At 44.3% G+C, this 15612-nt stretch carries 8 protein-coding genes, 2 tRNA genes and 3 rRNA genes; 12 read left to right on the forward strand and 1 reads right to left on the reverse strand.

The features are described 5' to 3' along the window. From dnaA to rrf, 12 genes are all read left to right on the forward strand, one after another. Entirely contained in the window at positions 1–1341 is a 1341-nt protein-coding gene (gene dnaA / locus NSS76_RS00005; RefSeq protein WP_024424073.1) for a chromosomal replication initiator protein DnaA, read from the forward strand. A gap of 196 nt (positions 1342–1537) precedes the next feature. Next, complete coding sequence (gene dnaN, locus NSS76_RS00010) at positions 1538–2674, forward strand: DNA polymerase III subunit beta (protein ID WP_024424074.1); 1137 nt, start codon at positions 1538–1540, stop codon at positions 2672–2674. Positions 2675–2824: 150 nt separating this feature from the next. After that, complete coding sequence (gene yaaA, locus NSS76_RS00015) at positions 2825–3040, forward strand: S4 domain-containing protein YaaA (protein WP_008360916.1); 216 nt, start codon at positions 2825–2827, stop codon at positions 3038–3040. Positions 3041–3056: 16 nt separating this feature from the next. After that, a complete protein-coding gene (gene recF, locus NSS76_RS00020) occupies positions 3057–4169 on the forward strand; it encodes a DNA replication/repair protein RecF (RefSeq protein WP_044333186.1) in 1113 nt (370 codons plus the stop codon). Between the two features lie 17 nt (positions 4170–4186). Next, positions 4187–4432, forward strand: a complete 246-nt coding sequence (gene remB / locus NSS76_RS00025) for an extracellular matrix regulator RemB (protein WP_024424076.1) — start codon at positions 4187–4189, stop codon at positions 4430–4432. A gap of 57 nt (positions 4433–4489) precedes the next feature. Beyond that, a complete protein-coding gene (gene gyrB, locus NSS76_RS00030) occupies positions 4490–6406 on the forward strand; it encodes a DNA topoisomerase (ATP-hydrolyzing) subunit B (RefSeq protein ID WP_024424077.1) in 1917 nt (638 codons plus the stop codon). A 232-nt stretch (positions 6407–6638) separates the two neighbouring features. Then, positions 6639–9143 (forward strand): DNA gyrase subunit A, encoded by a 2505-nt coding sequence (gene gyrA / locus NSS76_RS00035; protein WP_024424078.1) that lies wholly within the window; start codon positions 6639–6641, stop codon positions 9141–9143. 364 nt (positions 9144–9507) lie between these two features. Beyond that, positions 9508–11056, forward strand: a 16S ribosomal RNA gene (locus NSS76_RS00040). Between the two features lie 95 nt (positions 11057–11151). Further along, a tRNA-Ile gene (locus tag NSS76_RS00045) sits at positions 11152–11228 on the forward strand. 14 nt (positions 11229–11242) lie between these two features. Then, positions 11243–11318: transfer RNA gene (locus NSS76_RS00050), tRNA-Ala, on the forward strand. Positions 11319–11416: 98 nt separating this feature from the next. Further along, positions 11417–14347: ribosomal RNA gene (locus NSS76_RS00055) — 23S ribosomal RNA — on the forward strand. Positions 14348–14408: 61 nt separating this feature from the next. Continuing rightward, positions 14409–14524, forward strand: a 5S ribosomal RNA gene (rrf, locus tag NSS76_RS00060). Together the 16S, 23S and 5S rRNA genes with 2 tRNA genes alongside form the textbook arrangement of a ribosomal RNA operon. Before the next feature lie 11 nt (positions 14525–14535). On the opposite strand, the gene NSS76_RS00065 is transcribed toward rrf, so the two are convergent. Further along, complete coding sequence (locus NSS76_RS00065; protein ID WP_025092696.1) at positions 14536–15504, reverse strand: YaaC family protein; 969 nt, start codon at positions 15502–15504, stop codon at positions 14536–14538. Positions 15505–15612 lie beyond the last annotated feature (108 nt).

The raw sequence follows: 15612 nt of genomic DNA on the forward strand, positions 1-15612 counted from the left end.
ATGGAAAATATTTTGGATCTGTGGAATAAAGCACTTCAAAAAATAGAGACAAAATTGAGCAAACCCAGTTTTGAGACATGGATGAAATCGACAAAAGCCCATTCTCTTCAGGGAGATACGCTTACAATTACGGCACCTAATGAATTTGCTAGAGATTGGCTAGAGTCAAGATATCTTCACTTAATTGCTGATACCATCTATGAACTAACAGGTGAAGAGCTCAGCATTAAATTTATTATTCCTCAAAATCAGGATGAAGAGGAAGCCATGCCAAAGTCTCCTATCAAAAAAATGTCTAAAGAAGAGCCCGTTGACATTCCACAAAATATGCTGAATCCAAAATATACATTTGATACTTTTGTTATTGGTTCAGGCAACCGTTTTGCTCATGCCGCTTCACTTGCAGTCGCGGAAGCACCAGCAAAAGCATATAACCCGCTTTTTATTTATGGGGGCGTTGGTTTAGGAAAGACTCACTTGATGCATGCGATTGGTCATTACGTGATCGACCATAATCCATCAGCCAAAGTGGTCTATCTATCATCTGAAAAATTTACTAATGAATTTATCAACTCAATCCGAGATAACAAAGCTGTCGACTTCCGTAACCGCTATCGGAATGTAGATGTGCTTTTGATAGATGATATTCAATTTTTAGCAGGAAAAGAACAAACACAAGAAGAGTTTTTCCATACATTCAACACACTTCACGAAGAAAGTAAGCAAATCGTCATTTCTAGTGACCGGCCTCCGAAGGAAATTCCGACACTTGAAGACAGATTACGCTCTCGATTTGAATGGGGCTTAATTACAGACATTACCCCGCCAGATCTAGAAACGCGTATCGCGATACTGCGAAAAAAAGCAAAAGCAGAAGGCTTAGACATTCCAAATGAAGTCATGCTGTACATTGCCAATCAAATCGACAGCAACATTCGTGAGCTGGAGGGTGCTTTGATTCGTGTCGTTGCTTACTCATCTTTAATTAATAAAGACATTAATGCAGATCTAGCAGCTGAGGCGCTAAAGGACATCATTCCTTCATCAAAGCCTAAGGTCATTACAATTAAAGATATTCAAAGAATTGTAGGGCAGCAATTTAATATTCGATTAGAGGATTTCAAAGCAAAGAAACGTACAAAGTCAGTTGCTTATCCAAGACAAATTGCCATGTACCTCTCTAGAGAAATGACCGATTCCTCTCTGCCTAAAATCGGAGAAGAATTTGGCGGTCGTGATCATACGACTGTCATTCATGCTCATGAGAAGATTTCGAAATTAATTGTTGAAGATGAACAGCTTCAGCAGCATGTCAAAGAGATCAAAGAACAATTAAAATAACCAAGCTGATATAATGAGTACGGGAAAATGTGAATAACTAGAGCATAGTCATACACAGTCTGTCCACATGTGGATAGGCTGTCTTTCCTTTCTTTTTCTCGACTTATCCACATATTCACAAGCCCTACTATTACTTCTACGATTTTTATTAATAAAATATATATACATGTCATTAAGAAAATTTAGGAGGACCACTATGAAATTCACGATTCAAAAAGATCGTCTTGTCCAAAGTGTCCAAGATGTATTAAAGGCCGTATCCTCTAGAACAACGATTCCTATTTTGACAGGGATTAAAATTGTTGCGTCTGATGAAGGGGTTTCTCTAACAGGAAGCGATTCTGATATCTCAATTGAATCTTTCATTCCTCAAAGAGATGGAGATTTAGAGGTTATCACCATTGATCGTCCGGGAAGTATTGTGCTTCAAGCCCGCTTCTTTAGTGAAATTGTAAAGAAACTGCCTATGTCTACTGTCGAAATTGAAGTAGAACAAAATCACCTGACGATCATCCGCTCTGGTTCAGCGGAATTTAACTTAAACGGCTTAGATGCTGAAGAATATCCGCATCTTCCACAAATTGAAGAGCATCATGCATTTCAAATTCCGACAGATCTGCTTAAAAACTTAATTCGTCAAACTGTTTTTGCAGTGTCCACCTCAGAAACACGACCTATCTTGACAGGTGTAAACTGGAAGGTGGAAAAAGGTGAATTAATATGCACAGCAACGGATAGCCACCGTCTTGCATTAAGAAAAGCGAAGTTAGATATTAACGAGGAAAGTTCGTATAATGTCGTGATTCCAGGGAAGAGTTTAACTGAGCTAAGTAAAATTCTTGATGATGGACAAGATCTTGTGAGCATCGTCATTACAGAAACCCAAGTTCTTTTTAAAGCACAAAACGTGCTGTTCTTCTCAAGGTTGCTGGATGGAAATTATCCAGATACAGCCCGTCTGATCCCGCAAGAAAGTAAAACGGATGTCGTGGTCAACACGAAAGAGTTCCTTCAAGCCATTGATCGGGCATCACTTTTGGCAAGAGAAGGACGTAATAATGTCGTGAAACTGTCAGCTGATCCTGAACAAAGCCTTGAAATCTCTTCTAATTCACCTGAGATCGGTAAAGTGGTGGAGACGGTTCAAGCAGATGACATTAAAGGGGAAGATCTTAAAATCTCCTTCAGTCCAAAATATATGCTGGATGCGTTAAAAGTATTAGAGGGAACAGATATTCATGTAAGCTTCACTGGTGCAATGAGACCGTTCCTGCTGCGTACGCCGAATGATGATTCTATCTTGCAATTGATTCTTCCGGTAAGAACGTATTAATTCAATCTAAAATGGCTGCTGTGTGAGTGCACAGCAGCTTTTCTTCTCGTTTTCCATGCTTTCTTTCATCCCAGTTCGCTTTCCCCCTTTCCTTCTTGTCTTGTTTTTTAGTACAATTAGATATTAGTGATATTGAAAGAGGTCGATACAATGCCTAATCTTATAACCATTGAAACAGAAATGATTACATTAGGGCAGTTTTTGAAATTAGCCGAAGTCATCCAATCTGGCGGAATGGCGAAATGGTTTTTAAGTGAACATGAGGTGTTCATTAATCAAGAGCCAGATAATAGACGGGGACGCAAACTATACCCAGGAGATGTTGTCGAGATTGAAGGTTACGGCACATTTCAAGTTGTGAATTAGAAACGGGTGACAATACATGTACATTCAAAGTCTGGCGTTAACTTCATACCGAAACTATGAACACACTGAGCTTCAATTCGACAATAAGGTGAATGTCATGATCGGTGAGAATGCCCAAGGTAAAACGAACTTGATGGAAGCGATCTATGTATTGTCGATGGCAAAGTCTCATCGTACGTCAAATGATAAAGAACTTATCCGATGGGACCAAGACTATGCTAAAATAGAAGGTAGAGTCATTAAAAAAAATGGTCCACTCCCAATGCAGCTCGTGATCTCAAAAAAAGGGAAAAAGGGCAAGGTCAATCACATTGAACAACAGAAGCTCAGTCATTATGTTGGTGCGTTAAACACCATCATGTTTGCGCCAGAGGACTTAAGTCTTGTGAAGGGCAGCCCGCAAATCCGCAGAAGATTCCTCGACATGGAGATTGGACAAGTTTCTGCTGTCTACTTGCATGATTTATCGCTCTATCAAAAAATCCTTTCTCAGCGGAATCATTACTTGAAACAATTGCAGACAAGAAAGCAAACGGATCAAGCGATGCTGGAGATTTTAACAGAGCAGTTGATTGATGCGGCAGCGAAAGTGGTCAAAAGACGACTGACTTTTACGAAACAGCTCGAAAAATGGGCGCAGCCGCTGCATTTTGGGATTTCTAGAGAGCTAGAAACACTTACGCTCCAATACCAGACGGCAATAGAGGTATCAGAAGCGTCAGACTTGTCGAAAATAAAGAATAGCTATGAAGAATCGTTTCAGAAACTAAGAGACAGAGAAATAGACCGAGGGGTGACCCTGTGGGGACCTCACAGAGATGACCTGCTTTTCTTTGTGAATGGTCGGGATGTTCAGACATATGGCTCTCAAGGGCAGCAAAGGACAACAGCTCTTTCACTAAAGCTGGCAGAAATTGATCTGATACATGAAGAAATCGGAGAATATCCCATTCTTCTACTTGATGATGTGTTATCTGAACTTGATGATTACAGACAGTCTCATTTGCTCCATACCATTCAGGGACGTGTACAGACCTTCGTCACCACAACAAGTGTTGAAGGCATCGATCACGCCACCCTGAAAGAAGCGGAAATTTTCAGAGTAGCCAGTGGAAAAGTAATTGACTGATAAATGAGGTGTGAGTCTTGTATATTCATTTAGGTGATGATTGTGTTGTTTCTACACGAGAGATTGTCGCAATTGTTGATTACAAAATGAGGTCGTCTTCTGTTGTAGAAGAATTTCTACAAAAACAAGAGGAACATATCATTTCGTTATCACAAGGGACACCCAAATCCATTGTCGTCACAACTGAATCTGTTTATTACTCTCCTCTTTCCTCAAGCACGCTCAAAAAACGTGCTTCGTTTGTGGTTGAAATTGAAGTCTAAAAACTCAATTCATATAAATATATCGTTTAAGAAAAGTGTAGGTGAATGTACGTGGCAATGGAACAGCAACATAATAGTTATGATGAAAATCAGATACAGGTGCTTGAAGGATTAGAAGCTGTTAGAAAACGTCCAGGAATGTACATTGGGTCAACCAATGCAAAAGGGCTTCACCATCTTGTATGGGAAATTGTCGACAACAGTATTGATGAGGCATTAGCTGGTTATTGTACAGACATTACAGTGCAAATTGAAAAAGATAACAGCATTACAGTAAAAGATAATGGCCGCGGGATTCCTGTTGGAATTCATGAGAAAATGGGGCGTCCTGCCGTAGAGGTCATTATGACTGTTCTTCACGCTGGCGGTAAATTTGACGGCAGCGGTTATAAAGTATCAGGCGGTCTGCATGGTGTAGGGGCATCTGTTGTAAATGCATTATCTACTACCTTAGACGTGACTGTATACCGTGACGGGAAAATCCATTATCAGCAGTTCAAACGCGGCGTTCCAGTGGGAGATTTAGAGGTTATTGGTGAAACAGATGTAACCGGGACAACCACTCACTTTGTGCCAGATCCAGAAATTTTCACGGAAACCATTGAATTTGATTACGATACACTTGCTAACCGTGTTCGTGAGTTAGCCTTCTTAACAAAAGGTGTAAACATCATCATAGAAGACTTGCGTGAAGGCAAAGAGCGGAGAAATGAATACTGCTACGAAGGCGGTATTAAGAGCTATGTAGAACATTTAAACCGTTCAAAAGAAGTCGTTCATGAAGAACCTGTGTACATCGAAGGTGAGAAAGACGGAATCACCGTTGAAGTAGCATTACAATATAACGATTCCTATACAAGCAATATCTATTCCTTCGCCAACAATATCAACACGTATGAAGGCGGAACACACGAAGCTGGTTTTAAAACCGGTCTAACGCGTGTCATCAATGACTATGCTCGTAAAAATGGCGTATTCAAAGATGGGGATGCGAATTTAAGTGGTGAAGATGTGCGAGAAGGCTTAACAGCCATTATCTCCATCAAACATCCAGACCCTCAATTCGAAGGACAAACGAAGACAAAGCTTGGGAACTCAGAAGCGAGAACCATCACAGACTCCCTTTTCTCTGAAGCACTTGAGAAATTCTTGCTTGAAAATCCTGATTCTGCGAAAAAAATTGTGGAAAAAGGACTGATGGCAGCTCGTGCAAGAATGGCTGCCAAAAAAGCTCGTGAGCTGACAAGACGTAAAAGTGCACTGGAAGTCTCCAGCTTACCTGGGAAACTGGCGGACTGTTCTTCTAAAGATCCTTCCATCTCTGAACTCTATATTGTAGAGGGAGATTCTGCGGGCGGATCTGCTAAACAAGGCCGTGATCGCCACTTCCAAGCGATCTTACCGTTAAGAGGGAAGATCCTAAACGTAGAAAAAGCTCGTTTAGATAAAATTTTATCGAACAACGAGGTTCGTTCAATGATTACAGCGTTAGGAACTGGAATCGGAGAAGACTTTACTTTAGAGAAAGCACGCTATCACAAAATTGTGATCATGACAGATGCCGATGTGGATGGAGCACACATTCGAACGCTGCTCTTAACATTCTTCTATCGCTACATGCGTGAAATCATTGAAAATGGTTATGTGTATATTGCGCAGCCGCCTTTATATAAAGTGCAGCAAGGAAAACGTGTGGAGTACGTGTATAACGATAAACAGCTGGATGAGCTGTTAAAATCACTTCCTCAAACACCAAAGCCTGGACTTCAGCGTTATAAAGGTCTTGGAGAAATGAATGCTGCTCAGCTTTGGGAAACAACAATGGACCCTGATGCGAGAACACTTCTTCAAGTCACACTTGAGGATGCGATCGATGCTGATGAGACATTTGAAATGCTGATGGGAGATAAAGTAGAACCGAGACGAAACTTTATCGAAGAAAATGCGCAATACGTGAAAAACCTTGATATTTAGATAGATCCCTCCTGAGAACAACCTTATTTCTTGTTTGGAATAAGGTTGTTTTTCAAGAAATAGGGGCGTGTAACGAATGTCCTGGTTTTCCGTGTTTTCGTTGATTTTCTAGTAAATAAATGTGTATAAAGCCGAGATTATTGATATAATGGAGAATAGTCTTGTGAAGATAAATACATATTTTACTCCCACATAATTTATTTCATGTGATACGTAAAGGGAGGTTCTTATAGTGAGTGAACAACATACACCAAATGTACGCGAAGTAAATATTAGTCAAGAAATGCGTACGTCCTTTTTAGATTATGCAATGAGTGTTATTGTTTCGCGTGCATTACCAGATGTGCGAGATGGCTTGAAGCCCGTGCATCGAAGAATTTTGTATGCGATGAATGACCTAGGTATGACAAGTGATAAACCATTTAAGAAATCTGCACGTATCGTTGGGGAAGTTATCGGTAAGTACCACCCTCACGGTGACAGCGCTGTATACGAAGCGATGGTTCGTATGGCGCAAGACTTCAACTATCGAAATATGCTGGTTGAAGGCCACGGGAACTTTGGTTCTGTCGATGGAGACGGTGCAGCGGCAATGCGTTATACTGAGGCGCGTCTATCTAAAATTTCAATGGAAATCCTGCGTGATATCACTAAAGATACGATTGATTATCAAGATAACTACGATGGCAGTGAAAGAGAACCAATCGTCATGCCTGCTCGTTTCCCGAACTTATTAGTCAACGGGGCAACAGGTATCGCTGTAGGGATGGCAACCAACATTCCGCCTCACCAGCTAGGTGAAGTGATTGATGGGGTACTGGCGATAAGTCAAAACCCAGAAATGACAACACAGGAACTAATGGAGATCATTCCAGGACCAGACTTCCCAACTGCGGGACAAATCATTGGCCGAAGCGGAATCCGCAAAGCATATGAAACAGGCCGGGGTTCTATTACATTACGTGCAAAGTCTATTATTGAAGAAACATCCAGCGGTAAGCAGCGGATTGTCATTAATGAAATTCCATATCAGGTCAATAAAGCACGTTTGATCGAAAAAATCGCTGATCTTGTGCGCGATAAAAAGATCGATGGCATTACAGATCTCCGTGACGAGTCTGATCGTAATGGAATGCGGATCGTGATTGAACTGCGAAGAGACGCGAACGCCCACGTTCTATTAAACAATCTTTATAAACAAACGACACTTCAAACGTCATTTGGGATCAACTTATTGGCACTAGTTGATGGACAGCCGAAAGTCTTGTCCCTCAAACAATGTCTTGAATATTATTTAGAGCATCAAAAAGTGATTATTCGCAGAAGAACAGCATATGAACTTCGTAAAGCTGAAGCAAGAGCTCATATTCTAGAAGGTTTAAGAATCGCTCTTGACCACTTAGATGAAGTCATTGCATTAATTAGAAGCTCTCAAACTGCTGAAATCGCGAGAAATGGCTTAATGGAGAACTATAGCTTGTCCGAAAAACAAGCACAGGCCATTCTTGATATGCGTCTTCAGCGCTTAACTGGTTTGGAAAGAGAAAAGATAGAAGAAGAATACAAAGGACTTGTTGATTTGATTGCTGAGTTGAAAGCCATTTTAGCAGACAATGAAAAAGTTCTTGAAATCATTAGAGAAGAATTAACAGAAATCAAAGAACGTTTCAATGATACGCGCCGTACTGAAATTGTGACAGCAGGTATTGAAACAATTGAAGACGAAGATTTGATTCCTGTTGAAAACATCGTGATTACGCTGACTCATAATGGTTATATCAAGCGTCTGCCTGCATCAACATACCGCAGTCAAAAAAGAGGCGGTAAAGGTGTTCAAGGGATGGGAACCAATGAGGATGATTTCGTAGAACAGCTGATTTCAACATCTACCCATGATACGATCCTCTTCTTCTCTAATAAAGGGAAGGTTTATCGTGCGAAGGGATATGAGATTCCTGAATTCGGACGGACAGCGAAAGGGATTCCGATTATTAACCTGCTTGAAGTAGAAAAGGGAGAGTGGATTAATGCCATTATTCCGGTAAGCGAATTTGATGAAGATTCGTATCTCTTCTTTACAACAAGACACGGTGTATCAAAACGAACCTCATTGTCTCAGTTTGCCAACATTCGAAACAATGGACTTATCGCATTAAGTCTTCGTGACGAAGATGAACTGATGGCTGTCCGTTTAACCAATGGAGAAAAACAAATCATCATTGGAACGAAAAAAGGTATGCTGATTCGTTTCGACGAGACAGATGTTCGTGAAATGGGGCGTACGGCAGCTGGCGTGAAAGGAATTACGCTTTCTGAAGATGACATCGTCGTTGGGATGGAAATCCTTGAGCCAGATGCAAACGTATTGATCGTCACCGAAAAAGGGTATGGTAAGTTAACACCTGAAAAAGAATACCGTGTTCAAAGTCGGGGCGGTAAAGGTCTTAAAACATGTAAAATCACTGACAACAACGGTCCGCTTGTCGCAGTGAAGGCGACGAATGCTGAAGCTGAAGAGGACTTGATGATTATTACAGGAAGCGGCGTGATCATTCGTATGGCCGTTTCAGATATTTCAACAACAGGTCGAGTCACTCAAGGTGTCCGCCTGATTCGTCTAGGTGATGATGAACATGTCGCTACAGTGGCATTAGTTGAACAATCACAAGAAGATGATGAAGAGAATAGTGAAGAAAACGTAGAAACTATAGAGTCAGATCAAGAGCAATCTGAGTAAAAATAAAGCCGGTAAAGAACCGGCTTTATTTTTTTCTAAAAAAACATGAGTTTTTTTGAAATTTATAATGCTTTTTTCATAGATATGTGTTAATCTTTCAAAGGAGCAAAAAGAGGCTCTATTTTTTATCTCTTTTACAGTGGAAACTTCTTAAAAAAATAAAATGTTTTTCAAGAAAAATGTTGACTGTTGATAGAGATATATGATATATTTAAGTGGTCGCTTTGAGAGAGTGACACACAAGTTCTTTGAAAACTAAACAAGACAAAACGTACCTGTTAATTCGAGTTTTTATAAAAAAATCCTATGATACTTCATAGGTAGTCAGTCAAACTGGCGAAAAGCAAAACTTCGGTTTTGTACTTTTTCGGAGAGTTTGATCCTGGCTCAGGACGAACGCTGGCGGCGTGCCTAATACATGCAAGTCGAGCGGACAGAAGGGAGCTTGCTCCCGGATGTTAGCGGCGGACGGGTGAGTAACACGTGGGTAACCTGCCTGTAAGACTGGGATAACTCCGGGAAACCGGAGCTAATACCGGATAGTTCCTTGAACCGCATGGTTCAAGGATGAAAGACGGTTTCGGCTGTCACTTACAGATGGACCCGCGGCGCATTAGCTAGTTGGTGGGGTAATGGCTCACCAAGGCGACGATGCGTAGCCGACCTGAGAGGGTGATCGGCCACACTGGGACTGAGACACGGCCCAGACTCCTACGGGAGGCAGCAGTAGGGAATCTTCCGCAATGGACGAAAGTCTGACGGAGCAACGCCGCGTGAGTGATGAAGGTTTTCGGATCGTAAAGCTCTGTTGTTAGGGAAGAACAAGTGCGAGAGTAACTGCTCGCACCTTGACGGTACCTAACCAGAAAGCCACGGCTAACTACGTGCCAGCAGCCGCGGTAATACGTAGGTGGCAAGCGTTGTCCGGAATTATTGGGCGTAAAGGGCTCGCAGGCGGTTTCTTAAGTCTGATGTGAAAGCCCCCGGCTCAACCGGGGAGGGTCATTGGAAACTGGGAAACTTGAGTGCAGAAGAGGAGAGTGGAATTCCACGTGTAGCGGTGAAATGCGTAGAGATGTGGAGGAACACCAGTGGCGAAGGCGACTCTCTGGTCTGTAACTGACGCTGAGGAGCGAAAGCGTGGGGAGCGAACAGGATTAGATACCCTGGTAGTCCACGCCGTAAACGATGAGTGCTAAGTGTTAGGGGGTTTCCGCCCCTTAGTGCTGCAGCTAACGCATTAAGCACTCCGCCTGGGGAGTACGGTCGCAAGACTGAAACTCAAAGGAATTGACGGGGGCCCGCACAAGCGGTGGAGCATGTGGTTTAATTCGAAGCAACGCGAAGAACCTTACCAGGTCTTGACATCCTCTGACAACCCTAGAGATAGGGCTTTCCCTTCGGGGACAGAGTGACAGGTGGTGCATGGTTGTCGTCAGCTCGTGTCGTGAGATGTTGGGTTAAGTCCCGCAACGAGCGCAACCCTTGATCTTAGTTGCCAGCATTCAGTTGGGCACTCTAAGGTGACTGCCGGTGACAAACCGGAGGAAGGTGGGGATGACGTCAAATCATCATGCCCCTTATGACCTGGGCTACACACGTGCTACAATGGACAGAACAAAGGGCTGCAAGACCGCAAGGTTTAGCCAATCCCATAAATCTGTTCTCAGTTCGGATCGCAGTCTGCAACTCGACTGCGTGAAGCTGGAATCGCTAGTAATCGCGGATCAGCATGCCGCGGTGAATACGTTCCCGGGCCTTGTACACACCGCCCGTCACACCACGAGAGTTTGCAACACCCGAAGTCGGTGAGGTAACCTTTATGGAGCCAGCCGCCGAAGGTGGGGCAGATGATTGGGGTGAAGTCGTAACAAGGTAGCCGTATCGGAAGGTGCGGCTGGATCACCTCCTTTCTAAGGATATATGGAGCAGCGTACGTTTTCGTCTTGTTTAGTTTTGAAGGAACTTGCAAAAGATCCTACAACATCATATCTTCGATATGAAAGATGGGCCTGTAGCTCAGCTGGTTAGAGCGCACGCCTGATAAGCGTGAGGTCGGTGGTTCGAGTCCACTCAGGCCCACCATCTTCTATTAAATTGGGGCCTTAGCTCAGCTGGGAGAGCGCCTGCCTTGCACGCAGGAGGTCAGCGGTTCGATCCCGCTAGGCTCCACCAACGTGTTCTTTGAAAACTAGATAACAATAAGTAATACATTCACATTGAATGCAATGCAAAGTTCATCACACATAGTGATTCTTTCTAAAGTAAGAAATGGTTAAGTTAGAAAGGGCGCACGGTGGATGCCTTGGCACTAGGAGCCGATGAAGGACGGGACGAACACCGATATGCTTCGGGGAGCTGTAAGCAAGCTTTGATCCGGAGATTTCCGAATGGGGAAACCCACTGCTCGTAATGGAGTAGTATCCATACTTGAATACATAGAGTATGAGAAGGCATACCCGGGGAACTGAAACATCTAAGTACCCGGAGGAAGAGAAAGCAAATGCGATTCCCTGAGTAGCGGCGAGCGAAACGGGAACAGCCCAAACCAAGAGGCTTGCCTCTTGGGGTTGTAGGACACTCTATACGGAGTTACAAAGGAATGATATAAGCGAAGAGGTCTGGAAAGGCCCGCCAAAGAAGGTAACAGCCCTGTAACTGAAATGTCATTCTCTCCAGAGTGGATCCTGAGTACGGCGGAACACGTGAAATTCCGTCGGAATCCGGGAGGACCATCTCCCAAGGCTAAATACTCCCTAGTGACCGATAGTGAACCAGTACCGTGAGGGAAAGGTGAAAAGCACCCCGGAAGGGGAGTGAAATAGATCCTGAAACCGTGTGCCTACAAGTAGTCAGAGCCCGTTAACGGGTGATGGCGTGCCTTTTGTAGAATGAACCGGCGAGTTACGATCCCGTGCAAGGTTAAGCAGAAGATGCGGAGCCGCAGCGAAAGCGAGTCTGAATAGGGCGCATGAGTACGTGGTCGTAGACCCGAAACCAGGTGATCTACCCATGTCCAGGGTGAAGTTCAGGTAACACTGAATGGAGGCCCGAACCCACGCACGTTGAAAAGTGCGGGGATGAGGTGTGGGTAGGGGTGAAATGCCAATCGAACCTGGAGATAGCTGGTTCTCTCCGAAATAGCTTTAGGGCTAGCCTCAAGGTAAGAGTCTCGGAGGTAGAGCACTGATTGGACTAGGGGCCCCTACCGGGTTACCGAATTCAGTCAAACTCCGAATGCCGATGACTTATCCTTGGGAGTCAGACTGCGAGTGATAAGATCCGTAGTCGAAAGGGAAACAGCCCAGACCGCCAGCTAAGGTCCCAAAGTATACGTTAAGTGGAAAAGGATGTGGAGTTGCTTAGACAACCAGGATGTTGGCTTAGAAGCAGCCACCATTTAAAGAGTGCGTAATAGCTCACTGGTCGAGTGACTCTGCGCCGAAAATGTACCGGGGCTAAACGTATCACCGAAGCTGCGGACTGTTCTTACGAACAGTGGTAGGAGAGCGTTCTAAGGGCTGTGAAGCCAGACCGGAAGGACTGGTGGAGCGCTTAGAAGTGAGAATGCCGGTATGAGTAGCGAAAGACGGGTGAGAATCCCGTCCACCGAATGCCTAAGGTTTCCTGAGGAAGGCTCGTCCGCTCAGGGTTAGTCGGGACCTAAGCCGAGGCCGAAAGGCGTAGGCGATGGACAACAGGTTGATATTCCTGTACCACCTCCTCACCATTTGAGCAATGGGGGGACGCAGGAGGATAGGGCAAGCGCGGTATTGGATATCCGCGTCCAAGCAGTTAGGCTGGGAAATAGGCAAATCCGTTTCCCGTAAAGGCTGAGCTGTGATGGCGAGCGAAATTTAGTAGCGAAGTTCCTGATTCCACACTGCCAAGAAAAGCCTCTAGCGAGGTGAGAGGTGCCCGTACCGCAAACCGACACAGGTAGGCGAGGAGAGAATCCTAAGGTGATCGAGAGAACTCTCGTTAAGGAACTCGGCAAAATGACCCCGTAACTTCGGGAGAAGGGGTGCTTCTTAGGGTGTTAAAGCCCCGAGAAGCCGCAGTGAATAGGCCCAGGCGACTGTTTAGCAAAAACACAGGTCTCTGCGAAGCCGTAAGGCGAAGTATAGGGGCTGACGCCTGCCCGGTGCTGGAAGGTTAAGAGGAGCGCTTAGCGTAAGCGAAGGTGCGAATTGAAGCCCCAGTAAACGGCGGCCGTAACTATAACGGTCCTAAGGTAGCGAAATTCCTTGTCGGGTAAGTTCCGACCCGCACGAAAGGCGCAACGATCTGGGCACTGTCTCAACGAGAGACTCGGTGAAATTATAGTACCTGTGAAGATGCAGGTTACCCGCGACAGGACGGAAAGACCCCGTGGAGCTTTACTGCAGCCTGATATTGAATGTTGGTACAGCTTGTACAGGATAGGTAGGAGCCTTGGAAACCGGAGCGCTAGCTTCGGTGGAGGCATCGGTGGGATACTACCCTGGCTGTATTGACCTTCTAACCCGCTGCCCTTATCGGGCAGGGAGACAGTGTCAGGTGGGCAGTTTGACTGGGGCGGTCGCCTCCTAAAATGTAACGGAGGCGCCCAAAGGTTCCCTCAGAATGGTTGGAAATCATTCGCAGAGTGTAAAGGCACAAGGGAGCTTGACTGCGAGACCTACAAGTCGAGCAGGGACGAAAGTCGGGCTTAGTGATCCGGTGGTTCCGCATGGAAGGGCCATCGCTCAACGGATAAAAGCTACCCCGGGGATAACAGGCTTATCTCCCCCAAGAGTCCACATCGACGGGGAGGTTTGGCACCTCGATGTCGGCTCATCGCATCCTGGGGCTGTAGTCGGTCCCAAGGGTTGGGCTGTTCGCCCATTAAAGCGGTACGCGAGCTGGGTTCAGAACGTCGTGAGACAGTTCGGTCCCTATCCGTCGCGGGCGCAGGAAATTTGAGAGGAGCTGTCCTTAGTACGAGAGGACCGGGATGGACGCACCGCTGGTGTACCAGTTGTTCTGCCAAGGGCATCGCTGGGTAGCTATGTGCGGACGGGATAAGTGCTGAAAGCATCTAAGCATGAAGCCCCCCTCAAGATGAGATTTCCCATTCCGCAAGGAAGTAAGATCCCTGAAAGATGATCAGGTTGATAGGTCTGAGGTGGAAGCGTGGTGACACGTGGAGCTGACAGATACTAATAGATCGAGGACTTAACCTATATTCTATTGTGAAGCATGAACATTGTTATCTAGTTTTGAGAGAACATTCTCTCCATCAGGTTTGGTGGCGATAGCGAAGAGGTCACACCCGTTCCCATACCGAACACGGAAGTTAAGCTCTTCAGCGCCGATGGTAGTTGGGGGTTTCCCCCTGTGAGAGTAGGACGCCGCCAAGCTTCTATAAGGATCAGTTCCAGTCGGAACTGGTCTTTTTTGTGTTTTCTTCTAACAGCATCATGATGTAAGCTGGAAACTTCTCTTCTGCAATCTCCATGTAGCGTTCAATCATGACGTAATCATCGCTAATGTATTGAGACAGCAGCTCGTACCACCATTCTGTTTCGTAGCGGGCAATCATACTAAGGTTATACATCAATAAGTAATGGCTGATGATCTCAGGAATCCCTAGAAAAGCATCTCGTGTTGACGGTATAAACCATTGATCCATTTCTAAATCATAATGAAGATGAGTAGCAAGTGCTGGATTTTCTTCAAGAAATACATCAAACGTCAGTTTTTTAGCCTCTCTCTGTTTGAGTTTCCAGCTTGTATGAAACTCAAAATATTCAATAAAGCGTTCAGCAGACATGTTATAAAGTAATGGAATATGATCTTGAATCATCATTCCATTAGCCTTTTCTACTTTAACTAAAGTCGAGGGCTGCTTTTGAAACTCCAGAATATGACTCATTTCAGGTATTTTAGACAGGAGATGGATCATCGTAAATCGCTCATCTTCAAGACCATTTAATTGAAATAGATGCTTTAACACATGCATACATAGCCCATTTCTTTGGATTTTCACCTCATCTTCACTAAAACGGTAATGCTGTTTCTTCCTCTTTCTCGATGTTACGCCATGAGCTAAAACAGAGGTTTGAGAAGGATAATGGGGGTCCACTGTCAGCAAACATGCTTTTAACAGCTGTGCCATTCCATAAAACAATAAAATGGGTTTAAGTTCTAGAGGCGCGATCGCAGCCTGTTCATAAAACGTGTGGCCATGTTTTAGAAAGTAAATAAATCGTTCACAGTTTTTATAGGCTTGCTGGTTTGCATCTTGAATGTTCCGTTTCTCATATTGTTGAAATAGAAACTTTTGGGAGGTTTCGAGCGAGTAAAAACGTTTTAAATCCTTCCATCCTGAACTTTTCATCTTCTTCCTCAACTCTCTTTATATTTTCTAAAAATTGCAACTGTTTGTTGCTTCCTTGACATGCTGTTTGCTAGTTGTTAATCTACATATAATATTTTGCCGAAAAGA

This window comes from Bacillus sp. FSL R5-0654 (assembly GCF_038008745.1).
Taxonomy (GTDB): Bacteria; Bacillota; Bacilli; order Bacillales; family Bacillaceae; genus Bacillus; species Bacillus safensis.